Here is a 24,215-nt window from a genome sequence, read left to right as displayed (position 1 = left end):
GCTTTTTTATATTGTTATCCTTTAGCAAGGTCTCCTGACTTTCACATCGTTTCACCTTCCCGTTGCCAGTGGTTTATTCGAAACAATTTTTTGCGTGATTTACAGTTGCGGGGACAGTTCACGGATTTCACGTGATTCCCTTTTCCAAAAGTGTGACAAAGGTAAGTTTTTTGTGATGAAATTTCAAGGATAAAGACAAAAAAGAAGCCCGAAATGATCTTCGGGCTTGGTTTTTATTCTTTTGGAACTTTACTTTTCAGATAATGGTAAGTTTCTATTTGCGAACGAATTTCTTTATGATCGTTTTTCACATATTCGTTTCGCAATTTTTTGTCGAGAATTCGGGCTTTCACATTGTCGCTCAACTGAATTTCCAGGATATCTTTCAATTCTTTTTTTAAGTTTTTCTGAGTGATTTTTGCGGCAGCTTCAATTCGGTAATCCAGGTTTCGCGTCATCCAATCGGCGGAAGAAATGTAAAGATCTTCATTTCCTTTATTGTAGAAATACATTACCCGAGCATGTTCCAGATATTCATCAACGATGCTTATCGCTTTTATTTTTTCTTTAAATTCTTTTTGATTGACCGCGCAATAAATCCCACGAACAATCAATCTGATATTCACGCCGGCCATTGCGGCTTCATATAATTTTTCAATTAAAATTCTGTCGCTTAACGAATTGGTTTTAATGATCATTTCCGATCTTCGGCCAGCTTTGACTTCTTCAATTTCTCTATCGATGTGAGCAATGATTTTTTCACGCATAAATTGCGGACAAACCAGAAGCTTTTTACAAGTTTTCAAGGTTGGCAAAATATCTTCTTTCGGCTTTCGAAGGACATTAAATATTTTATTGATGTCTGCCATAATACCTCTGTCTGAGGTCATCAGCAAATGGTCACCATATATCTTCGCAGTTTTTTCGTTGAAGTTTCCGGTGCTTACAAATCCGTATTGAATGGTTTTGTTGTGCGCTCTTTTTTTAATTACGCAGAGCTTCGCATGCACTTTTTTATTGGGAATTCCGACCAGAACTTTCACGCCTTCCTGTTCCAAAATCTCTTTCCATATCAGGTTGCTTTCTTCATCAAAACGGGCGCGTAGTTCCAGCATAACGGTAACCTCTTTACCGTTTCGGGCAGCGTTGATCAATGCATTGATAATTTTCGAATGACTTGCTAATCGGTAAGCGGTGATTTGAATGGTTTTTACATCTGGATCCATCGCAGATTCCCGCAACAAATCGATAACTGGATTGAATTTGTGATACGGAAAAGTAAGCAAAACATCAGTTTTCTGAATCACGTCAGTTACCCGTTTTCCAACGAATTCTGGGTGATCGAAGGAAGTTCTTTCTTCCGGTTTTGTATAGGTTTTGAAAACGTCCGGAAAATCCATGAAATGTCTGAAATTATGAATTTTTCCACCAGGAATGATGCTGTCTTTCTTCGTTAAGTTCAGTTTTCGAATCAGGAATTCGATCAAAGATTTATCCATTTCTTTATCGAAAACAAAACGTGTAGGTTTGCCTTTTCTTCGGGATTTGATGCCTTTTTCAATCTTTTCGGCGAGTGTAGTTTTGATGTCATTATCGAGATCAAATTCTGCGTCTTTGGTTACTTTAAAACAATGAGCCGAAAATTCATCATAACCAAAATATGAGAAAATATGTGGCAAATTAAAGGTAATCACATCTTCCAACAGCATTACGTTTTTTTCGTCCTTATTTTCAGATGGAAGCAAAACAAAACGTCCGATTTCCCTGGACGGAATTTCGATAATGGCGAATTTGGTTTCGTATAAGAAATCTTTTTTGCGCATCGCTATGCCGAGATACAGAGATTTGTCCCGTAAATAGGGCATTGGAACATTGTCATGAAGCAAGATCGGGATCACGTTACTTTCCACCATTTCGTCGAAATATTCATTGACAAACCGTTCCTGTGCAGGTGAAAGATTTTTTGCGGTCCGTATAAAAACCTTCTGTTCTGCCATTTCCATCTGGATTTTTTTCCACGTCTTATCGAAATTCTGCTGCTGGTGGATTACAATTTCGTTGATCTGCTGTAGGATTTTGGTAGGTTGCTGGTAGAAAGATTCGGAAATATATTTGCTCTTGAAATCCATCGCACGTTTTAATCCGGCCACGCGTACCCGGAAGAATTCATCAAGATTATTTGAAAAGATTCCCAAAAAGCGGATGCGCAGATGGAGAGGTACGTTTTCGTCCATCGCTTCTTGCAACACACGTTCGTTGAATGATAACCAGGTAATGTCTCGGGGATTAAATTGATTTGCCACGTTTCAGTCTCTTATTTTCCCCAAAAATAGGAAAATTTTACCCACTTTTCGGGGTGAAATCATAGGCAGAACGATAAATTTACGTTAAATTTGTGACAAACTTTGCCTATGTTCACACGAGAAATATTGTTAAAAAACAAGGTTCCTGTGATTTATCTTAAAAAAAAGGATACCCTTTTCCGGGAAGATCAAATGGCTTTAAACCTTTATTACCTTACAGAAGGTGAAATCAGGATCTTTAACTCCGATTCCGATGGTAAAGAATTTTTAATTAATAAGGTGAATGAGCACCAGTTTCTCGGCGAACCGCCATTCCTACTCTCCGAAAGGTATCCTGCCAATGCTGTAATTGCAAGTGAAAGTGCTGAGATTTTCAGTTTCAGTCAAAGTCTTTACAAAAAATTCATGCTCGATAATCCTGAGATTCTTTTTGAATTTACGAACGAGATCGCCAAAAAAGCTTATGATAAGACGCTGAGGTTAAAATCGATTGTTCACCAGTGTCCTCACGAAAGAATTTTAAGTTTTCTCAATCTTCATAAGAGAACTATAGGTTTAGAGCCGAGTGAAAAAACAATTATCGACGTTACGCGTAAAGAAATTGCAAATTCTACAGGACTGGCAATAGAAACCGTGATCCGTACCGTGAAAAAAATGGAACGGGAACAAAAAATACAGCTCATTAATCATAAAATATACTATTGATGCATCGCACGTTCTGGCTAAAATTTTCAGTTTTCAATTTCTTTTTGGTGGCGCTTTTGGGTGTCATCATGCGTTATAAAATCCAATTTTCTTTTCCGTATCTGGATCAGAAACATCTTCAGGAAGCTCATTCTCATTTTGCGTTTTATGGCTGGATCACCAATGTGCTGTATGTGCTTATCGTGCATTATATAAGCAAAGTGAACCCTTTGGTTAAGCTCAGAAAGTATGAATATTTAATCGTCATTAACCTTGCCGCATCTTTTGCAATGCTCGGTACGTTTATCTACGGCGGTTATTTTTGGGCGTCGATTGTAGCTTCTACAACCGCACTGCTAGCTAGTTTTGTATTCTGTTATTTCTTCGTGGTGGATGCTAGAAAAATTCAGGATGCCTCCAAAATCTGGTTTCTTGCCGGATTATTTTTTGCCGTGATTTCTTCGATTGGTGTTTTCAACCTGGCTTATATGATGAGTTCAAAAAACATAAATCAGGATCTTTATCTGGCTTCAGAATATTATTTTCTTCATTTTCAGTATAACGGATTCTTTATATTTTCCTGCATCGGTCTGTTGCTTTATTCAATGAAGGAGGCGGGTTCGCCCATTTCTGCGAAAAAAAATAAACTGCTGTTCTGGCTGATGTTTTTTGGCTGTCTGATAGGCGTAGGTCTTTCGTTCTTATGGATGAAGCTGCCTGCTATGATCTTCGCGGTAATCGTTTTAGGAACACTTGGCCAAACCGCCGGCGCTATTATACTTTATGGTTTTGTAAAAAAAAGCTGGACCAGTCTTGTCCTAAAATGGTCGCCAATGCAGAGGTTTGTACTGCTATTCGTAGGTTTTGCATTTGCCGTGAAAATTGCGCTGCAGTTGGGGTCAAATATCCCTGCGGTAAACCAGTTTGCTTTTGGGTTCCGTAATGTCGTAATCGCTTATCTGCACTTGGTTCTGCTGATGTGTATCGCTACGTTTCTGGTGAACCAGATCCTGGCAACTAATTTCTTCACTATTTCGAAAACGCTGCTGTTAGGGCTGAAGCTTTTCCTATTAGGGATTTTCCTTAATGAACTTCTTCTGGGACTGATGGGCATTTTTTCGATAAAGTATATTTCGATTCCTTATGCAAACCACTTTCTACTGTACATTTCTTTGCTGATTTTTGTTGCACTGCTGATCATCTTTATTAATTTAAAGACGAAGAAACAGAATTAATAACTGCAACTTTTCATAAATAAAAAATGGCTCTCAAAATTTTTTTGAGAGCTATTTCTACAATTAAATTTAACAAACTTAGAATTTATTTTTCCGGAAGTAGTACCTCATCGATCGCATAGACAACGCCGTTCGAAGCAGGAACTGTCGCTACAATTTTTGCTTTTCCGTTGATTACCGGCTTACCGTCTACAATTGTGATCTTAATATTTTTACCGTTTACCATTCCTAAACTTTGTCCGTCGGTCATATTTTCTTCTTTAATAACCCCAACGTAAGTATGATATCCCAAAACATCAGATAAAGCATCAGCCTGTTCCGGTTTCAGAAGACCTTCAACAGTGCCTGAAGGAAGTTTTTCGAAAGCTGAATTCAATGGCGCAAAGACAGTGAATGGGCCAGCATTGCTGAGAGATGTTGTGAGGTTTGCCGCTTTCACTGCGGTAACCAGGGTTGATAAATCCGGATTTTTTGCCGCCAGCTGCACAATGTTTGGATTGGAGACATCGTCCTGAACAGCTTCCTGCCCCTGACCTACAGCTTCGGTAGTTGTAGCAGAATCTGTGGTTGCTGTTTCATTTTTCTTGCAAGAAACCAGCGCGAGCCCAACTAAACCTAAAATGATAATCGATTTTTTCATTGCTTAATTTTTATTAAAATTACTCACAAAAATTAAGTGTAAGGTATGACTGCGGTCATATACAAGTGTCTGGCATCATGATATTTATCACCACAGCGAAAAAACATTATTTATTTAGTAATTAAAGGTCCTTTTTATTGAATTTTATCAACGAAAGTACAAATGGAACCGTTGCCCAAATCATGAGAATCAGCATCGAAACTCCCATGCCGCCGCCTGATCCGAAAACTTTTTGGAATACAGCTCCCGAGTAACCCAGCATCGCTGAAATATCAAGCTGGAGCAAAACGAAAATGCGCGAAAGCCCCACCGGATTGAGACCTGCAAGTGTGGCCATGATTCCTTCAATAGGATAATCGGCAAACTGGAACATCAGAACGAGCAGGATTCCGTCGTAAATAATGCTGAAAAACATCCAGATGAAAATCGAGATTCCGATTCCCTTCGCTCGGTCGCGGCTGATAATGGCCGAAAGCATCGCAAAAGAAGTGAAGATCACCGAAAGTAAAATTCCGATAATGATCAGCGAAAATCCTGTTTCAATGGAAGAATACAGCAGAATCGGAATTCCGCATCCCAACAGAAACGCCAGAACCAGCGCGGTAGAAAGTCCCACGAAAATATTAAACCAGACTTTTACCCGCGGCACCGGCTGGCTCAGAAGGAGTTCGATAAACTGGCTGCTGTTGTAAACATAAATGGTCGAAAAAATAATGCTTACTAAAGGAACTACCAGAAGCACTACATTCAGCAGGCTTAGCGTCGCTTTAGTATAATTGCTTTCCAGACCGAGAACAGACCAGGAAATAATGAAAAGTAAAATTGTGTAGAAAATTACAATCTTATTTTTTAAAATATCAAAAAGGATAAAGCGTGCGATCTTGTTCATTTTTTCATTTCTTTTAGGATGCTGATGATGGATTCTGATATTTTTTCCGATTTTCTTTCGGTCATCAAGTCGGTTACCGATTGCTGAACGATGATTTTTCCTTCATTCATAAAAACAATTTCGCTCACAATATCATCAAGTTCACTCAGAAGATGCGAGGTAATGATGATGAGTTTGCCCCTGTTTTTTTCTTTGATGATCTTGTTTTTCAGAATTTCTGAAGCCAAAGGATCCAGGCCCGCGGTGGGTTCATCTAGAATGATGACTTTAGGATCGAACATAAATGCCAGTACAGCGCTTACTTTCTGTGTCGTTCCTCCGGAAAGTGTTCCCATTTTCTTGTCGTACATTTTCTCCAGTTCGAAGTTTTCCAGGAGTTCGGTATCGAGATGGGTTTCGGATATTTTCCGCGTATCCTTAATCATTTTAATGGTTTGGCCGATACTCATATTTTCCGGGTAGCGGCCGATCTGTGGCATATAGCCGATGTCTTGGCGGTAGAGATAATCGTCTTTCACACTTTTGCCGTCTACCAGAATATCGCCGGTTTCGATAACATTCAGTCCTAAAATCGATTTGATTAAAGTGGTTTTTCCGCAGCCGTTGGGACCTATAAGGGCTATAGATTTGCTGTTGGTGAAAGTTAAATTCAAATCATCCAGAGCGGTGAATTTGCTGAATTTTTTAGTTAAATTTTTTACCTCTATCATAATTCTAAATTTGGTGGGAAACTCTCACTTCTTTTCTATATTTCAACTTTTTTCATCAAAGGCTGCTCATCCACAAAATTTTCGGGCGTGAGACTGGGGATTATTTTTTCGGTTTTGTCGAGCAGATCTACAAAGAATGTTTTAAAAAGCAGCATGATCGATGGATTGTTCTCTACAAGAACAGAATATAAACTCAGCGGGTGAAAAGGAACGTCGCCCACTTTGTCTTTGTCCATATCGTAGCCTTCGTATTTGTCCCAGAAATTTTTTTTGAAATCGTTCATCGCCATGGTGCCGCTCGTGCTGACATCAAAAGTGTTATTGATGAAATTGTTGTTCATCACACGGTTTTCCATACAGTTGGAATTGATTTTCATTGCCCACCCATTGTCTTCGAAATCATTTTTGAAAAGATCAATTTTCGTGGCGCCATCAAGAAAAATGGCAGTCGTGTTGTTCTGAAATCTGTTATGTTTTATTTTACTGAAACTGATGTCTTTCAGAAGTAAGCCGTAATTCGCGTCACCCCAGTTATTGATAAAATTGTTGGCGACCATTCCTACGTTATTGCTGTACATTACTGCTACGCCCGCATTATTGTTATCGAAGGTATTGCCTACATACACATCGTCGTTAGAGGACATAAAGTGGAGGCCATATCTTAGATTTTTTTTAGAGTAGTTGCGGTAAATGTATGATTTAATAACTTTTTCGAGGTAAATGCCGTCTTTGTGACCCTCAATATAATTGTTTTTGATCCAGATTTCCTCGCTTACCCAGGCGTGGATTCCGTCACCAATTCCTTCCTGTGAAGTGGCCCGCGTAGAAATTATTTTATTATTGCGAATCATGCACCGGTAACCGCGCTGAATGTAAATGCCGAAATAGTTGTTTTCGAAAATATTATTTTCAATGGTTGAGTAATGGCTGTTGTAAAGCCTCACTGCGCCGATGTTTTTTATTTCGTCTTCACCGGAATTGATGATTCGGAATCCTTTCAGCAGGATATTGTTGGCGCGGAAAGAGAGGATTTCATACTTCATTTCCCCATCCAGAACCGGCCTGCCGATACCGATAAGTGATAAAGGATGCGTAATGCTGAGGTTGCCTTCTTTGTAAACCCCGCTTTTCACTAAAATACTGTCGCCACCTTGCGATGCGGCGACAGCTTGTTTAATGGTTTTAAACTGTTCGTTTTTCCCTACTTTTAGAATATTCGAAAAAACAAATACCGGAAAAAACAGCAACATTAATCTGAACATGAATTCCTTATTTAATTAGACTTGCTCCCAGGCTTGCAGCAGCCTTCTGTGCAGCGGCCTTGTCCTGATAAGCCTGTGTGTTTCCGCCCATTGGGGATTTTATGCTGCCGCCTTTGATGAAGGTAGCTTTAGCTTTTTCCAGAAATTTACCGGAAGGGAAATCGATCACATAGGTTTTTGCATTGGTGGCCTTGTCGGGATTTGAACTTTCGTACATGTTCATACACATGATGTCATCAAATTTATAGGCCCGCCCTTTCTCCGTGAGTAACTGGGTAGCGTATTTCTGTTCAGTAATGGTCATCCGGCAGTTATCGCACTGGTCTTTACCGAGAGCGAAATCTTGGGGACCGCTCTTCTGGCAAGACATAATTGCTAAAACTGAGACTGCTAGAATAAGTGGTTTTGTAAAATTCATTTGATTTAAAATTAAGTTGATCGTATTTTAATGTAAATCTCAGACAGATTTTGGTTTTCTGAACTCTATAAATGCTAATATAGCCAAAATTAATGCAACGCCAAACATAATTCCACCGCCGATGTTCGGGTAAGAATATGCGCCAAAATTAAGCAGCTGCTTAAATCCGATTAAAGGAGGTTGATAAGACATTCCCGGTACTACAATAGCAGCGTTAGGATCCAGATTGTGACCGTAATCGTATTCCCAAAGCCAGAAATCTACCATAAATGCAACGCCGAAGATCATGAATAAAACGGCAGTGATATAAAGCCACATCTTTTTATTCAGAAAAGCAGCCAGTAAACAAAGTGCTGCGAAAAATCCTAAAGCATAGGGAAGTACTGTAAACTCCCAGAAATCTTCGGGGTGGATGGTCTTCATACCGATATAGTGATTAAGTCCGTTGATGATTTCGTATTCTCCGGTAATTTTACTTGCCCAGAGATACATGGCCAAACCTTCAGGATATTGCGGTGCTTCCAGATAAATGGACCAAAGCGGTACAAAAATGGAAACGATAAGGGCGATTCCGCAAACGATTAGTAAAACTCTTGTTAAGTTATTTAAGGTATGAGTTTTCATTTTTTTTTGAATTAAAAAGGGCAGAAATATCTGCCCTTTATTTCTGAATTTATTTTGTTTCCCCTTGTTTTACCGGGCTCTGTGCGTTGTCCTTCTTATTATTCAGAGAATAGATAAGCGGAGTATTGCTTCCTGCGGGTGATACTCTTACATATCCCTGCATTTCTTGGTGCAGTGCACTACAGAAGTCGGTACAGTACATTGGGTACATTCCAGGTTTTTTCGGAACCCATTTCAGAGTACAGGTTTCTCCAGGCATAATCAGAAGTTCGGCATTCTGGTTGCCTTTGATGGCAAAACCGTGAGGTACATCCCAGTCCTGCTCGAGATTGGTTACGTGGAAGTAAACTTCATCACCTACTCTGATTCCTTCAATATTATCAGGTGCAAAATGCGAACGGATTGATGTCATGTAAACGTGAACTTTGTTCCCTTCTCTCACCACTTTACTTTCAGCTTCTCCCTTGGTTGCATAAGGGTGTTTATTATCGGCTATTTTAAAGAATTTAACCTGGTTTTTAGAGATCATATCTCCGGGCAGTGCCTGTGCATAATGCGGCTCGCCAAATGTTGGGAAATCCAGCAAAAGCTTCATTTTGTCACCACTGATGTCGTAAAGCTGTGCAGACTGCGCCAGTTCCGGACCTGTAGGTAGATAACGGTCTTTTGTAATTTTGTTGTACGCTACAAGGTATTTCCCGAAAGGTTTCCCGGAATCACCGCCTGGAATCATCAAATGTCCTACAGAGTAGAAAGTTGGTTGTCTGTCAAGAACCTTAAGGTCTTTAATATTCCATTTCACAACTTCAGAAGAAACGAACATCGAAGTGTAGGCATTTCCTTTTCCGTCAAACTCTGTGTGGAGTGGGCCTAAACCTGGTTTCTGAACCTCACCGTGCAAAGCAGCTTCGTATTTAATAACCTGTACACCATCGTATTCTCCTGCAAAATTTTTGTCAGCGATTGCTTTAATCATTTTGTCGAAACTGAATACCGGAATAAGTGCAGCCAATTTACCGGAACCGATGATGTATTCACCAGTTGGGTCAACGTCACATCCGTGTGGAGATTTAGGACAAGGAATCATGAACATAGCATCTTTCATATCTTCAACAGAAAGCACAACTACTTCTTTCTTCATTGTAGATGTTGCACTGTGGGTACTCTCATCCCATTTATTGTGCGCGTATTCTGTGGTTACTTTTCTTCCTTTTCCGGCTTTCACCAGTTCAGCAGCTTTTTTCCAGTTCACTGCCATGATGAAGTCTTTGTCATTCTGCGAAGCATTTACTTCAAGTAAAGTATTTGCTTTCTCTGAGTTGTAGCAGGAGAAGAAGAACCAGTCGCCCGATTTTTTCTTACCGGCATGCGAAAGGTCAAAGTTAATCCCCGGAGCTTCAATCTGAAAAGAAAGATCCATACCGCCCGTTTGCTGATCGATTCCAATAAAAGATAGTACTCCTTTGAAGTTTTCTTTGAAAGAATCAATAGGAACATCGCCGTTGGCATCATCTGTAGGAACTGCAAAACGGGTTCCGGCCACCACATACTCCGTATTTTCGGTAAGGAATGGTGAGGAGTGGTTTCCCGCAGAGTTTGGTAACTCCAGAATTTCTACCGTTTTGAATGTTTTTAAATCAATCCTTGCCACGCGCGGAGTGTTGTTTGCGTTGGCAAAAAGCCATCTTCCGTCCACTTCCGCATTAGTTTGTGAAAGGGAAAGGTGATGCTGGTCATCCCATGGAATAAACCCGTGAGAAGTTTCGAGCATTGGTTTGGTTTCTTCACTGTATCCGTATCCGTTTTCAGGATTTACGGAGAAAACAGGAAGGACCTTTAACAATCTTCCGCTTGGCAAGCCATATACGTTTACCTGCCCGTTGAAACCACCACTCACGAAGTTGTAAAACTCATCGTACTTGCCGGGAGCAACGTATACTTTTTGTGCAGCGTCACCACTTACGGCGGTCTCAGTACCTTTTGGTTTGCAACCTGTCAGCGCTGTTACAGCAACAATGGCAGAGAGCCCCAATAATTTAAGACTTTTCATATATATTTGATTAAAATTTTTCTTTTCAGAATTTATTTTGCGCCGTCAATCTCGCGCATATATTCCAGGATCTCTCTGGCTTCAGTGTCATTAAGACCTTGATTCGGCATTCTTACCAAACAAAGCTCAAGTTGTTTCTGTAATTCTGGATCTACATCAATCATTGGATCAGGATTAGAAATAAAATTCATGATCCATTCCGGAGTATGTCTTGTAGTAATACCTTTCCAACCAGGACCAACCAATTTTTCGTCGGTAGTTTTGTGGCAAGAAGTACATTTTACTTCGGCAATTTTTTTACCTTCTGCCGCCATCGCAGCATCAAACTTACTTACATCAACATTAGAAGCATCCCATTTTCCTAAACCTCTTTTTGGGTCGTACTCATTGGTTCCTGATGCAGCAGGAGCTTCTGTAGTAGTAGCTGTAGTTTCGGTGGTGGTTGCTGTAGGAATTGAATCTGTTTTTTTATCCCCTCCGCAGGAGAAAAGTGCCAATGTGAGAACTGAAAGTGCCGTTGTTTTAAGGGTGTACATAATTTAATTGTTTTTTGTTTACTCAAAAGTAGAAACATTTGCCCTCATTCGAGTATGATCATAGTCATACGGTTTATATGACTTTTATCGCCAAATTTGTGGTAGATCTTTAAAGAATAAAAAATAATTTTGTTAAAAATTTAGCAATATGAAGAAATACGTAGTGATTTGTGTACTTGTTATGGCTGCTTCCTGCAGTAAAAAGCCGATTGATTCCGCGAAAGAAAGTAATGTAATGCTGGAAGAACCCACACTGAAGGTGGTAGACTCTGCAGCTGCCGGAAAACATGAAGGCCTGGCGCTTATCGAAGGAATGGATTGCCTTACATGCCATAAAACGGATACCCGCCTCGTAGGCCCCTCTTACCAAGAAGTTGCCGATAAATATACTGACGCAGATATCGAGATGCTGGCAAACAAAATAATCGACGGCGGTAAAGGGAACTGGGGTGAAATTCCGATGACTCCGCATGCAGGGATGAGTAAAGAAAATGCAAAAAAAATGGTAGAGTATATTTTGACTTTGAAGAAATAAGTCCTTTCAAATTTTACTTTTCCGTAAAAAAACTCCTTACAGTTATCATCCTTGTGAGGAGTTTTTTTATGATCCGAATCACCATAGCTTTATCACAGTAATCATAAATCCAGATGAGATTAACTGTTATATTAACCGCTGAGCTTTGCTGCTTTAATTGTCAGCTTATGACTACCAATTTTTATGAAAAAAATGTCAATTTGTCACGTTTTTTTATTTTGGTATAAAATTGGAGAAAATCAGTTTGTAAATTTTAAATTAAAAAAATAAAAATATGAGTAAAGTTATTGGAATTGATTTAGGTACAACCAACTCTTGTGTTGCTGTAATGGAGGGAAAAGACCCTGTTGTAATTCCTAATGAAGAAGGTAAAAGAACAACGCCTTCAATTGTTGCCTTCACCGAAGATGGCGAAAGAAAAGTAGGAGATCCTGCAAAAAGACAAGCAGTAACCAATCCTACGAAGACTGTATATTCTATCAAAAGATTTATCGGTGCCCACTTTAAAGATGTTGCTAATGAAGTTTCTAGAGTACCATACAAAGTAGTTGCTGGACCAAACGATATCGTAAAAGTAAAAATCGATGACAGAGAATATACCCCACAAGAAATCTCTGCAATGATCCTTCAGAAAATGAAGAAAACTGCGGAAGATTATTTGGGACAAGAAGTAACCAGAGCGGTAATCACCGTTCCTGCATACTTCAACGATGCACAAAGACAAGCTACTAAAGAAGCTGGGGAAATTGCAGGTTTAACTGTTGAAAGAATTATCAATGAACCTACGGCTGCAGCTTTAGCTTACGGTCTTGATAAAGCACATAAAGACCAAAAAATCGCAGTGTATGACCTTGGTGGTGGTACTTTCGATATCTCCATCCTAGATTTAGGTGATGGTGTATTTGAAGTATTGTCGACAAACGGAGATACCCACCTTGGTGGTGACGATTTCGATGATGTAATCATCAACTGGTTAGCAGACGACTTCAAATCTGAAGAAGGTGTTGATTTAAAAGCTGATCCAATCGCATTACAAAGATTAAAAGAAGCTGCTGAAAAAGCAAAAGTTGAATTATCTTCTTCAATGCAAACAGAAATCAACCTTCCGTATATCACTGCTACGGCTACAGGACCAAAACACTTGGTGAAAACCTTAACAAGAGCGAAGTTCGAGCAATTGTCAGCAGATTTGGTAAAAAGATCAATGGAGCCTTGTAAAAAAGCGCTTTCAGATGCTGGACTTTCAGTTTCAGATATTGATGAGGTAATCTTGGTAGGAGGTTCTACCAGAATCCCAATCATCCAAGAGGAAGTTGAGAAGTTCTTTGGTAAAAAACCTTCAAAAGGAGTAAACCCAGACGAAGTTGTAGCTATTGGTGCTGCAATCCAAGGTGGAGTTTTAACTGGTGATGTGAAAGATGTTCTTTTATTAGACGTAACACCACTTTCTTTAGGTATCGAAACAATGGGTTCTATGTTCACTAAATTAATTGATGCGAATACTACCATCCCAACTAAAAAATCTGAAGTGTTCTCTACAGCGTCTGACAATCAGCCGGCTGTAAGCATCAGAGTAGGACAGGGAGAAAGACCAATGTTCAACGATAACAAAGAAATCGGAAGATTTGATTTGACAGATATTCCACCTGCACCAAGAGGAGTTCCACAAATCGAGGTAACTTTCGATATCGATGCAAACGGAATCCTTTCTGTATCTGCGAAAGACAAAGGAACCGGAAAAGAGCAATCTATTAAAATTCAAGCATCTTCAGGACTTTCTGAAGAAGAAATCCAACGAATGAAGCGTGAAGCAGAAGAAAATGCTTCAGCAGATGCTAAGAAAAAAGAAGAAGTTGAAGTATTCAATAAAGCGGATGGTTTGATTTTCCAAACTGAAAAACAGTTGAAAGAATTTGGCGACAAACTTTCAGCCGACAAAAAAGCAGCCATCGAAACTGCCGTTGCAGAATTGAAAACCGCTTTCGAAGCAAAAGATGCCGATACTACGAAAACCAAAACCGAAGCTTTAGACGCTGCTTGGATGGTCGCTTCCGAAGAAATGTACGCAGCAGGCCAACAAGGTCAGCCAGGTGCAGATCCTTCTCAAGCAAATGCCGGAGCTAATTCAGGTGCAGATGATGTGCAAGATGCAGACTTCGAAGAAGTGAAGTAATCGCCGATTACAATCAATCAGAAATAATCATAATATCGCTGTAAATGAGTAATTTGCAGCGATTTTTTATTTTTGACAATTATTGAAAATGCTTGATTTTGATCGATTTTTATGCTATTTTTGTAACATATTTGTACCGCGCCTTAAATGCGGATAATGTGCGCCTTATTAGGTCTTATTTAGCCTTAATTGCCTTAAAATGCACGTAAACCGAAAAATAATTTTTTAATGGGTTTTAGTCAACTGAAAATTCCGAAACTATGTGAGTTCTGCGAAAAGCCTTTCGAAGCAAAAACTGTTTCGACAAGATTTTGTTCTAAATATTGTTCGGAGAAACAAGGAAGACGACAGAAACAGTTAGACAAGGAAGTGAAGGAGAAGCAATCTCTTTTAGAAAAAAAGAGTAATAGAATTGCTGAAATTCAAACACGACCGTATATTTCTGTTAGTGAAGCTGTGATTCTTTATGGAATTTCGAAGGATACCATCCATAGATTAATCAAAAATGGAAAGATTCCTGCGCATAATTTTGGACACCGACTTACAAGAGTAAGCAAATTTGACTTAGAATTATTGTTCACTCCTGCAGACAAGTTTGTGAAAGCACAAAAAGAAGAAAATAGAGATTTTGAAGTTGGGAACTGCTATACGATTTCAGAGATTAGTGAGAAATATAAAGCCAATCCCAGCACCGTAAGTAATGTGATTAAGAAAAATAAAATTCCAACAAAACAAGTCGGAAGTTTTGTGTACGTTCCTAAAAGATACATTGATGAAATTTTTGATCCAAAATGAAACAAAAATTAATAAGAACAAAAGTCACGGTAAGACTCAGGAAGTCTGAATATCGAAAAGAATGGTATATCTACTTGGAAAGTTATCCTGTAATTGTGCCTGGAAAAGAAGAAGTTCAGAGAATTCGTGAGTATCTAAACAGAACTGTTACCACCGTTGAATTTGACAAGAAAAGAGTTGCGAAAAGAACCGAAAATTCCATTTCTTTCAAACCGAAAAGGGACGATAATGGTGTTATCATTTGCAAAAGTGATCTTGATAAGGAAACTATGTTTTATGCAGATTCTGTACGAAAAATAAGACAAAGGGAATATGATAAAAAGAATATTTACAATGAAGTTGATTTGCTGCAAGAGACAATGAATGAAAAAAGGCAGGAGAATTTTGTAGACTACTTCAAATCTCTAATCAAAAGGCGACATAAAAACAGTTCGGATTCCATCAAAGTTAATTGGGAAAGGACGCTTGAGTTTCTTAAATCTTATGGTGATGATTTTATACCGTTTGGAAAGATTGATATGAAATTTTGTGAAAATTATAAAACCTTTCTTTTGAGCGCACCACTTGGCGGAAACAAAAAAGGAACATTGTCGCAAAACAGTGCTGCAACATATTTCTCGATCTTCAAAGCAGCATTGAAACAAGCTTTTATCGACGATTATTTCTTAACTGATATTTCCGCAAAATTGAAAGGAATTTCTGAAATAGAATCCCGAAGAGAATATTTAACTATTGATGAACTGAACACATTGGTGGAAACTCCGTGCGACTATGAGGTTTTAAAGCGTGCAGCACTTTTTTCAGCATTAACAGGGTTGCGACTTTCTGATATTCAGAAATTGAAGTGGGAAGAAATAAGCATGGAAAATGATGCACCGCGTATTCATTTTACCCAGCAAAAGACTAAAGGTGTGGAATATATGCCCATCTCTGCGCAAGCGCTGCAACTTTGTGGCAAAAGGAAATCATCAACAACGTTAGTTTTTAGTGGACTTCCTGATTCAGCATGGATCTCCCGACCTTTAAAAAAATGGATTACATCCGCAGGAATTACCAAGAAAATTACATTTCACAATTTTCGACACACTTTTGCGACCTTGCAACTTTCTAGCGGAACCGATATTTACACAGTTTCGAAAATGCTTGGACACACCAATGTGAGAACAACACAGGTTTACGCGAAAGTGGTGGATGAGAAGAAAAATCAGGCAGCAGAAGCGATACAATTGAAAACACTAAAAAATTAGTATTTATGAACCGTAAAAATCGCGATTATGTTCTGCAGTATTTTTTAGTAATTATCGCCTGTGTAATAGTAGGATTCATTTCCAGATACTTTTATCGGAAAGAATCTAATGATGATTTCGGCGGAACTATTATTTTTTGGGGAGCTGCCGGATTTGCATTTGTGATATATTTACTGATTATTGTTTTACTTGATGAATTTTTGGAGAAAACTAATTTTGTAGAATGGGTTAGAAAAAAGGTGGTTAAAGAAAATGTATTTGATTCAGAAGAGTTGATAGATTGTAATAATCTATCTAAAAATGAAATTACTGAAGTTTCTAAAGCGGAATCTCAGACAAAAGAAAAAGAAATCGTCGAATCTGTTCCATCCAAAGAACCAGAGATTTCATCGGAAGTTAAATCTAAAGATGGAAATGAATCGATAAAGGATTTAAAAGAAATCAGAACCCAACAACAAATTTTGCTCGATAAAAAGAAACAAGATAAACTCGACATCGCCTTAGAGTATACTAGGAAGAAATTTGCTTTGTACACGAATGATGAAGACCTTATTATTTTGTGTGAAGCCGTGAAAATTTATTCCGATCAAAAGGATATTTCTAATGATGTTTCAGTTACAACAACAGAACTTTCCAATTTAGATCTATATCATTTTGGATGGAATATTTGGAATTATTTCAAAGTGAGTAATCAGGATTCGATTGCAAAATTTTTGAAATCAGTTTTTGCCTCTTTGAAAGATGTAGAACAAGGCAGCATCAAATCGCATCTTCGGGATGATGATAAAAAAGGAATCATTAAGATTGAGGAGATAACTAAAGAACAAGAATAGCAAAAATTAAGAAGATTTTTGTAGAGTTTTTCAGATATGCGTAAGTAGTTTATTCTGCGAAACCCATGTTATTAAAAGAGTCTCTTAGTATGATTTGGATTTTGTAATAATATCTCTATAAATTTTTTCTTTAAGTTGAATATTAATACTACTTAAAGCTTTTTTACTAGTAATAGAAATAATTTTAGCTTCGGAATTAAATTTCAAAGTAATATTTTCAACAACATCAAAGTTTATTTTAAGTTGTTGAGCATTTTCTTTATTATTTAAATTTTTCTTTGCCACTATTAATCACTTATAATACCATATTCCTTCAGTGAATGAATTGCTTGTCTCTCCAGCTCCGAAAGAGCTTGTAAAGATTTAGATGATTTAGGTTTAATTTTATCTAATTCTTTAACGGTTAAATCTCCGTTTTTATTTTTTCTTTCGCCAAAATTAGTGAAAAAGATTTGATATTTCCTAGGGGAAACACCATCAAAAATTAAAATTCTAACTTTGCTTTTGTCTTTTTCATCTTCTGTAATTGAATCATTATGTAATTTTAGACAGAGGCTTTTAACATATGGCTCTATATAATAAACTTCTTTAATACCTGCTAAAATTATATGTCTTGCGCAATTATGGCAAGGATATGTTGTACAATAAAGCTTACCATTTATCATCTGAGATCCTGTAATTTGGCTTCCTAGAATAATTGCATGCATTTCTGCATGTACAGATCTAGAAAATTCAATTAAATCCTTAACTTTAGAATATCTAATCTTTGTTTTAAAATCATTAAATTTAACTATGTCAAATACATTATTAGTTGTAAATAGTTCTTTTATATTACTATCACTAATCAAAATTTCTGCAATATTATCTGTTAATAAATCTTTTTCTTTGTCATTTGAACAAAATTGTTTCAGAAAACATCGGTTATCATTTATATCTCCATCTCTATACAAATTTCCACCATATTTTGGAACATCATTCCATCCTGTAGAAAGTAGATTGCCGTAATAATCGGTAATACTTGCGCCAACTTGTCTAGATAAACACGACGAATTATTTGCAGCAGATTTTGCATAAAACATAGATGTTTCCTCAATTGTAGGTGTTACAACTTGAGATTCAAAAATTAGGTCAAGATATCTTTCTATTTTGCTTGCTAATTCAATTTCGTTTTCTTTTGATATTCTCAAAAAGAAATCACTCTCAACAAATGTACCCCTAACATTTTGACCTTCATCAAAGTTTTGATATTCATCAATGTGAATAATTTCTTCAGCTTCGGGGCGTGAAAAACCTTTTGATATTAGATTTTCAATTCTTTCATCTAATGGTGAAAAGATACCAACTTGATAAAAATTGTCAGTATATACTGAACGCAATAAACTTAGTTCATCCTTATTCTTTAATGAATCGAAGATATAACAATATCTTCGTGATTTATATTCACTATCTTTAAGATGATTGTCACCCAGTTCTGCAGCTCTTTCAGTATGGATCTCAGCTATCGCTAATTCAGTTAAAATTTGACTAGTGTATGTATTTCTTAATTCATTACCCATTTTTATTTTGAAATCATATTTTGAAAAAATTTCAGTTTTTCCTTGTAATGCTTCAAAATCTCTTATTTTATGTTCTTCAATAAAATCGCTAAGTTTTATCTTTTTAACAACATATTTATATTTTTTTTCAAGCTGGTCTTTAAGTAGTGCTATGGCTGGTTCTTTTAATGATCCTATTGGTGAGCAAATTGAAAAAAACAATTCTTCTGTGTAGGTGTTAATTACCTTTTCTTTTGTGTTTTTTCCTTTGTTTTCTTTTGTTTGAAATAAAGATGTGCTGTCAATTTTTAATGCTGAACCCATATTATATTCTAAATTTATAAGTTTCTCAAAAATATGAAATATTAATTAGTGTTTTGGCTTGAAACGAAGATAACTTCAAGGGTTTGTTTACACTTTCCACCAAGATAAAAATAGTAAAATTTATTTAATTGAAAGCAGTGGTGAACTATAGGCTTTACTAATTTTAAGATCTCTTTTTATAATTTTTTTCGGGAAGCATCGAAAAAATAATAAATTATATCAATAACGATCGTGTTTCATAAGTGATTTCTCTGTGATTGCGTGTTTATCGGCATCACAGAGAAATCACTTTTTTTCTTTGCACCATAACAATTAAAATCAATCATTATGGAACACAACGAAATTTCATTTGAAAACCTACCAAGTGCAGTCGCACATTTGAACAATCAAGTCGAAGAACTTAAAGAATTGATTCTGAGAAAAGAATCGGTTTCTATTCCTCAAAAGAAAACACCCATCGACATCGAAAAGGCGTGCGAAATTATTGGAAAAGCAAAACCGACGGTTTATACATTGGTAAGAACGCGCCAAATTCCGTGTTACAAAAGCGGAAAGAAACTATACTTTTTCGAAGATGAATTGCTTGAATGGATTCGCAACGGAAGAAGAAAAACGATGGTTGAAATTGAAGCAGAGGCTGAGAAAAATTTCAGACGAAATAGAGGTTAAAGGCTATGGATACTGAAGAAGAACTCTATAAAAGCAGTAAAGGTTCGGTCACGGTTTTCGACAAAATAATAAAATATATCGGAAAGAAATACCAGCTCCGCTTCAACGAAATCGCCTTGGAATTCGAGATAAAGACAGAGAATGGCGATTGGACTGAGTTGAACTTGAACTCGCTGTATATCGAACTTACTCAGGCGGGAATCAACATTGCGTTCAACAAACTTGAAATATTGATGCGAAGCCATTTGATTTCCATTTTCAATCCCTTCGAGAACTATTTTCAAAACCTTGAAAAATGGGATGGCGAAAACCATATCCAAAGATTGACAAGTTTTGTCAAAAGTACGGATTCAGAGCCTTTCCAAATCCATCTTGAAAAATGGTTGACAAGATCTGTCTTGTGTGCATTGACAAGAGGATACATCAACAAACAATGCTTCGTGCTTTACAACACCAAGCAAAACAGCGGAAAGACTAGTTTCTTAAGATTCCTGATTCCGCCAAGTTTAGAGAAATACTACACAGAAGATATTGGAGTGGACAAAGACGGACTTATTGCGCTCTGCAAAAACTTCATCATCAACATCGATGAACTTTCAGTGATGTCCAAAACAGATGTCAACATTTTGAAGGCGTTCATTTCCAAAAATACGGTGAATGCAAGGTTGCCTTACGACAGAAAATCGTCGTTGATGTATAGAACTTCGTCGTTCTGCGGGTCAACCAACCGTTCCGATTTCTTGACCGATGAAACAGGAAGTGTGCGATGGATCATTTTTGAAGTCTTGGAAATAGATTTTGGCTACTCAAAGGAAATCAACATCAATCAAGTTTGGGCTCAAGCGTATTATAATGCTTTTGAAAGGAAAAATTACAATCCGGAACTCACTGCGGAAGATCTTATCGAAAATGAAAAACGAAACGAGAAATTCAAACAGGTCAGTTTGGAGCAGGAAATCCTCATCACACACTTTGAAAAATCAGAAAACAAAAACGATTTCCTCACCGCAACCGAGATTATGCTTGCAATGAGCAATGCTTTGGGCGTTCGGATGAACAATGTCAAAATTGGAAAAGCATTAACCGCTTTAAACTTTGAAAGAATCAAACATTCCAAAAAGCAGGTTTATGGCTATTTAATCAAAAGAAAAATTGAGGACGAAAAAAATGAATGAAAAAATAATAGAAAATCCTCATACCTAATTACCTGCTTACCTAAAATCCTTTGAAACCATTATCAATAAACAATTTTATAACAGGTAAGAATAGATTAATTGAGTTACCTAAAGTTACCTAATAATAGAATTTAAAAAGGAAAAAAATCTTTAGAGAAAGCAGGTAGAAAGGTAAGTCAGGGTAAGTCAAGAAAATCACTCTCAACACTTTCTGCTAAAGGCTTAGGTAAGAAGGTAGGTAGAAACACCAAAAAACTTTATAAAACAAAACACAAAAACACAAAAAACCAACATTATGAATTGCAAACAGGCAAACGAAAATATCAGCATCAGGCAAATATTGGATAGTTTTTTTCTTTTCCCGAGCAAAGACAACCGAAGAACCGCTTTTTATCTCGCATTTGATCGTGAAGAAAAAACGCCGAGTCTTTCGGTTAATTTTGAAAAAAACACTGCATTTGATTATGGAACAGGAATGAAATATGACAATGTTTCCTTGGTTCAAGGCATTAAAAAGTGTTCGGTTTCCGAAGCATTGGAATATCTGAAAAGATTTGATTATTTACTTCCGACAAAACTGGAAATTGAAACCAATGATTTCAAACCAAAATCAGGATATCAGATTTTAGAAGTCAGAGAAGTCGAACATCCAAGCTTGATTGAATATTTAAAATCAAGAAAACTCGATTCCTTAAAATCCGAACTCAAAGAAATCCATTACGAACTGAACGGCAGAAAATATTTCGGATTAGGATTCAAAAATGACTCGGAGGGATATGAAATCAGGAATCCGTACATCAAACTTTGCTTAGGTAAAAAAGACCTCACTTCAGTAAATAATCAATCCCAAACTTTAAGAATTTTTGAAGGGTTTTCAGATTATCTGTCGTTCAAAATTTTGGAAAAATCACTCGAAAAAGAACCTTCGGATTACATCATTTTGAATTCGGTTTCGATGATTTCAAAAGTCAAGAATCAACTTGAAAATTATCAAAGTGTCGAACTGTTTTTGGACAATGACAGGACAGGAGATTCTGTCACCGAAATTCTCAAAAAGCAAAATTCTAATATATCAGATGAGAGATTTTTATTCAAAAATCACAAAGACTTAAATGAGTTTTTAATCAGTGGGAACCTGCGTAAAACAGATACAGGTACCATGCTCAATATAGATACAGGTATAAAAGAAACAGACCTGCGTAAAATAGATACAGGTGTCGAAAATGAAGAACTGCGTAAAATAACTGCACGCAAAATCGGCAGATAGTTAGTGCAAAAAGTACCCAATGTTTACAAAAAGCGTGTCCGCTAATTGTAAAATTGGAACATTTTGGTTTTCTCCTATCGTCGAAAACTATAAAACTGAACGCAGATTTTGGAAAAAATCAGTCAAAATTTGATTCGAAATTCAGGGAAATTTTCAATCGAAATTCGAAAAAATTTCAAAGAAAAATCAGACAAAATTCAAAAAAAATTAATTGTAAAAAATAGAAATTTTTGCTTCAGAAAAGAAAAAATATATCAAATGGAAAATGATCAATTAAGACAATTTTTACAGCAAATTTCAAGAGAACAGGAAAAGAAAATTGCACAAGAAAAGCGGAGGAATTTCTTCAAAGAAATCGGCAGAAAAGGTGGTTTAAAAAAGAAGACTTCTAACCAATTTACGAGAGTCGTTTCGACGAGATTGACGCAGAAAGAATTTGATGAGGCTTCACAAGAAGCGAAGAGATATAATCTCAAATTTTCAAAATATACTCGACTAAAAATTACAAATGGAGAACTGAGAATAAAAGAGTTCATAGATGACAAAACTTTGCTTGACTATGGAAATAATTTCATCAGAATCAAAAATATGTTTCGGCGCAGTGAGTTTTCACAACTTGACCATACAAAGGTTATTCTAAGAGAGGTTGAAATTGTGACAAAACTAATTTACGACTATCTCTACAACAAAATGAACTCGCAAACAGAAGCGGACTTCCTAGAAGATGAATAACAGCGCCACCACAAGACGAATCTCCAAAATTGCTGTGGAATACAACGGAAACGACAAAGGAACAGCGGAGATGGTTTACAGCAATAATCTTTTGTGCGAGGATCCCGAACTACAGTTCAAGGAAATGAAAGCCGTCGCCAACCGAAATAAGAATGTGAAGAATTGGACATTGACAGGTTATATCTCTCCAGAAAAATCCATTGGCGATAAGCTGACAAATGAAGAACTGACTGAATTAGCATTAAAAGCATTAAGAAAAGTTGGAGTTACGGATGACAACCAAATTCGATTGGATATTCATTCTTCCACGAAGCAAAAACACATTCACTTTATCGTGAACCGAGTGAACACTTTTGGCGAAAACACGATTACCGCACACAAAATCGGAGAAAACTTTGGTAAAGCAGTCCGAGAAGTTTGTCGGGAACTGAATCTGAAAACCGACATCGAGATTGGAAAAGAGAAGAAACAGATGATGTATTATACTTTAACGAACTCGCTGAAATACGCAAAAAATTTCGATGACCTTGTAATGAAAATGCATCTGAAAGGATATCGGGTAACACTTTCACAAAATGTGAAAGAGGGAATTTCGGGAATGCGGATTGTGCGATATGAAGACATCAACTACCAAACCGAGCGACAATACAAACCTGGCTATAAGCTTTCAGAAATTACGAACAAACTGAAAATTGCGGATATCAAGACAACTTTGAACTCCAACTTTGAGCGAGCTGAACATATCCAAACCTTGCTCGGACAAATGAGGGAAAGTGAAGAAACGGAAATCTCAAGAACCAATACTTCCAAAGAGATTGGAAAAACGGTTGATGAGTTTTTGAAACCGACTTACACCGCTCCCGACGATGAGTTATTAAAACGAAAAAAACGAAAATTTAGATAAAATGGAAAATCAAAACACAACACAGAACGAACAGCAAAACGATATTTATGAACTGCTAAAAAAGGTGGTTGAAACGAATGAAGAAAACATCAAATCCACGAAACAAACTGAATCAGTTCATTTAGAAGCTCGAAATTTTTATCAATCCGCACAGAATGCGATTATCGGTTCGACCAATATGATGCAAAAAGCGATGCAGCTTGTTAGAACAGAACTTGAATCTATCATAGGTTTCAAAACCTCAATTCCTGAAAGCATTCCTGCAGATTTGTCTGAAAAAACGATCAACTTTTTTGAAAAAATTGAAAAACACATCAAATTTATTTTTCCTGGAAGCATCGGGATTTTGACATTGGCGGCAATCATCTTGTTTGGTTCGGGACATTTTGCTTTCAAATGGTACTCCGAAAGCATCCGCGCCAAAAGTGAAATTCGGCAGGAAATTTTGGATGAAATCAAGAGAGATGGAAAAGCGATTTTCGAAATTGAAGACTACAATCAACTCAAATATAATACAGATTTGATGAACAAATGGATGAAGAAAAATCAGAAAGATGGCGAGAAATTTTTGAGGTTTAAAGAAGGGTATGAAAGTAAATAACTTCGCAAAATTTTATTATCTTTACAAAACATTGGGTCACTGGTACGCCGACCATGGATATTGAATGAGAACTT

At 37.0% G+C, this 24,215-nt stretch carries 24 protein-coding genes and 1 riboswitch; of the genes, 13 read left to right on the top strand and 11 right to left on the bottom strand.

Translation table 11 applies throughout. The features are described from left to right. Window positions 1-6: 6 nt before the first annotated feature. A riboswitch (cobalamin riboswitch) is annotated at window positions 7-174 on the bottom strand. 59 nt (window positions 175-233) lie between these two features. After that, window positions 234-2,303 (bottom strand): polyphosphate kinase 1, encoded by a 2,070-nt coding sequence (ppk1, locus tag H0S70_RS08090; protein ID WP_188320448.1) that lies wholly within the window; start codon window positions 2,301-2,303, stop codon window positions 234-236. 108 nt (window positions 2,304-2,411) lie between these two features. Between ppk1 and H0S70_RS08085 the strand changes: the two genes are divergently transcribed. Beyond that, window positions 2,412-3,008, top strand: a complete 597-nt coding sequence (locus tag H0S70_RS08085) for a Crp/Fnr family transcriptional regulator (RefSeq protein WP_188320447.1) — start codon at window positions 2,412-2,414, stop codon at window positions 3,006-3,008. After that, window positions 3,008-4,222 carry a hypothetical protein gene (locus tag H0S70_RS08080; RefSeq protein WP_188320446.1) on the top strand — a complete coding sequence of 405 codons (1,215 nt, stop codon included), beginning with the start codon at window positions 3,008-3,010 and terminating at the stop codon, window positions 4,220-4,222. Before H0S70_RS08085 ends, H0S70_RS08080 begins: the two co-directional genes overlap by 1 nt. An 85-nt stretch (window positions 4,223-4,307) precedes the next feature. Here H0S70_RS08080 and H0S70_RS08075 read toward each other — a convergent pair whose 3' ends face one another. From H0S70_RS08075 to H0S70_RS08040, 8 genes are all read right to left on the bottom strand, one after another. Continuing rightward, window positions 4,308-4,862, bottom strand: coding sequence for a fasciclin domain-containing protein (locus H0S70_RS08075; protein WP_188320445.1), 555 nt, complete (start codon window positions 4,860-4,862; stop codon window positions 4,308-4,310). Window positions 4,863-4,983: 121 nt separating this feature from the next. Further along, window positions 4,984-5,751, bottom strand: coding sequence for an ABC transporter permease subunit (locus tag H0S70_RS08070; protein ID WP_188320444.1), 768 nt, complete (start codon window positions 5,749-5,751; stop codon window positions 4,984-4,986). Next, window positions 5,748-6,461 (bottom strand): ABC transporter ATP-binding protein, encoded by a 714-nt coding sequence (locus tag H0S70_RS08065; RefSeq protein WP_188320443.1) that lies wholly within the window; start codon window positions 6,459-6,461, stop codon window positions 5,748-5,750. The genes H0S70_RS08070 and H0S70_RS08065 overlap by 4 nt, the downstream gene beginning before the upstream one ends. A 35-nt stretch (window positions 6,462-6,496) precedes the next feature. Continuing rightward, a complete protein-coding gene (locus H0S70_RS08060; protein ID WP_188320442.1) occupies window positions 6,497-7,723 on the bottom strand; it encodes a nitrous oxide reductase family maturation protein NosD in 1,227 nt (408 codons plus the stop codon). Window positions 7,724-7,730: 7 nt separating this feature from the next. Next, complete coding sequence (locus tag H0S70_RS08055) at window positions 7,731-8,141, bottom strand: nitrous oxide reductase accessory protein NosL (RefSeq protein WP_123248828.1); 411 nt, start codon at window positions 8,139-8,141, stop codon at window positions 7,731-7,733. Window positions 8,142-8,180: 39 nt separating this feature from the next. Beyond that, window positions 8,181-8,765 carry a hypothetical protein gene (locus H0S70_RS08050; protein WP_188320441.1) on the bottom strand — a complete coding sequence of 195 codons (585 nt, stop codon included), beginning with the start codon at window positions 8,763-8,765 and terminating at the stop codon, window positions 8,181-8,183. A gap of 49 nt (window positions 8,766-8,814) precedes the next feature. Further along, entirely contained in the window at window positions 8,815-10,815 is a 2,001-nt protein-coding gene (gene nosZ, locus H0S70_RS08045) for a Sec-dependent nitrous-oxide reductase (protein WP_123903481.1), read from the bottom strand. Between the two features lie 32 nt (window positions 10,816-10,847). Further along, a complete protein-coding gene (locus H0S70_RS08040) occupies window positions 10,848-11,351 on the bottom strand; it encodes a c-type cytochrome (RefSeq protein WP_188320440.1) in 504 nt (167 codons plus the stop codon). 148 nt (window positions 11,352-11,499) lie between these two features. On the opposite strand from H0S70_RS08040, the gene H0S70_RS08035 reads away from it, so the two are divergent. The 5 genes from H0S70_RS08035 (at window position 11,500) to H0S70_RS14280 (ending at window position 16,934) form a co-directional block, all read left to right on the top strand. Further along, on the top strand, window positions 11,500-11,886 hold the full coding sequence (locus H0S70_RS08035; protein WP_123903479.1) for a c-type cytochrome: 387 nt from the start codon (window positions 11,500-11,502) through the stop codon (window positions 11,884-11,886). Window positions 11,887-12,160: 274 nt separating this feature from the next. After that, window positions 12,161-14,059, top strand: a complete 1,899-nt coding sequence (dnaK, locus tag H0S70_RS08030; protein WP_188320439.1) for a molecular chaperone DnaK — start codon at window positions 12,161-12,163, stop codon at window positions 14,057-14,059. 228 nt (window positions 14,060-14,287) lie between these two features. After that, window positions 14,288-14,854, top strand: a complete 567-nt coding sequence (locus H0S70_RS08025; RefSeq protein ID WP_188320438.1) for a helix-turn-helix domain-containing protein — start codon at window positions 14,288-14,290, stop codon at window positions 14,852-14,854. Then, window positions 14,851-16,101, top strand: a complete 1,251-nt coding sequence (locus H0S70_RS08020; RefSeq protein ID WP_188320437.1) for a site-specific integrase — start codon at window positions 14,851-14,853, stop codon at window positions 16,099-16,101. The genes H0S70_RS08025 and H0S70_RS08020 overlap by 4 nt, the downstream gene beginning before the upstream one ends. A 5-nt stretch (window positions 16,102-16,106) precedes the next feature. Further along, a complete protein-coding gene (locus tag H0S70_RS14280; protein ID WP_228453697.1) occupies window positions 16,107-16,934 on the top strand; it encodes a hypothetical protein in 828 nt (275 codons plus the stop codon). An 84-nt stretch (window positions 16,935-17,018) separates the two neighbouring features. Here the strand turns inward: H0S70_RS14280 and H0S70_RS08010 are convergent, their stop codons facing one another. Both H0S70_RS08010 and H0S70_RS08005 read right to left on the bottom strand, forming a co-directional pair. Further along, window positions 17,019-17,219: a hypothetical protein gene (locus H0S70_RS08010; RefSeq protein ID WP_188320436.1), complete on the bottom strand. Its 201-nt coding sequence runs from the start codon at window positions 17,217-17,219 to the stop codon at window positions 17,019-17,021. 2 nt (window positions 17,220-17,221) lie between these two features. Beyond that, window positions 17,222-18,793 carry an anti-phage dCTP deaminase gene (locus H0S70_RS08005; protein WP_188320435.1) on the bottom strand — a complete coding sequence of 524 codons (1,572 nt, stop codon included), beginning with the start codon at window positions 18,791-18,793 and terminating at the stop codon, window positions 17,222-17,224. Window positions 18,794-19,120: 327 nt separating this feature from the next. Here H0S70_RS08005 and H0S70_RS08000 point away from each other — a divergent pair, with 327 nt between their 5' ends. The 6 genes from H0S70_RS08000 to H0S70_RS07975 all read left to right on the top strand — a co-directional run bounded on the left by H0S70_RS08000 (window position 19,121) and on the right by H0S70_RS07975 (window position 24,141). Further along, window positions 19,121-19,462: a helix-turn-helix domain-containing protein gene (locus H0S70_RS08000; RefSeq protein ID WP_185241955.1), complete on the top strand. Its 342-nt coding sequence runs from the start codon at window positions 19,121-19,123 to the stop codon at window positions 19,460-19,462. 5 nt (window positions 19,463-19,467) lie between these two features. Then, window positions 19,468-20,637, top strand: a complete 1,170-nt coding sequence (locus tag H0S70_RS07995; protein WP_188320434.1) for a VapE domain-containing protein — start codon at window positions 19,468-19,470, stop codon at window positions 20,635-20,637. Between the two features lie 295 nt (window positions 20,638-20,932). Continuing rightward, window positions 20,933-21,904, top strand: coding sequence for a toprim domain-containing protein (locus tag H0S70_RS07990; protein WP_188320433.1), 972 nt, complete (start codon window positions 20,933-20,935; stop codon window positions 21,902-21,904). 258 nt (window positions 21,905-22,162) lie between these two features. After that, complete coding sequence (locus tag H0S70_RS07985) at window positions 22,163-22,636, top strand: special sigma factor (RefSeq protein ID WP_188320432.1); 474 nt, start codon at window positions 22,163-22,165, stop codon at window positions 22,634-22,636. Continuing rightward, window positions 22,629-23,540, top strand: coding sequence for a relaxase/mobilization nuclease domain-containing protein (locus H0S70_RS07980; protein ID WP_188320431.1), 912 nt, complete (start codon window positions 22,629-22,631; stop codon window positions 23,538-23,540). The genes H0S70_RS07985 and H0S70_RS07980 overlap by 8 nt, the downstream gene beginning before the upstream one ends. 1 nt (window position 23,541) lies before the next feature. Continuing rightward, window positions 23,542-24,141 carry a hypothetical protein gene (locus H0S70_RS07975; RefSeq protein ID WP_188320430.1) on the top strand — a complete coding sequence of 200 codons (600 nt, stop codon included), beginning with the start codon at window positions 23,542-23,544 and terminating at the stop codon, window positions 24,139-24,141. Window positions 24,142-24,215: the final 74 nt, after the last annotated feature.

It is taken from the genome of Chryseobacterium manosquense (assembly GCF_014623485.1).
In the GTDB taxonomy this organism is placed as follows: Bacteria; Bacteroidota; Bacteroidia; order Flavobacteriales; family Weeksellaceae; genus Kaistella; species Kaistella haifensis.
Note: the sequence above shows the minus strand (reverse complement) of the source record. Positions and strands in the feature narration are given on the sequence as shown.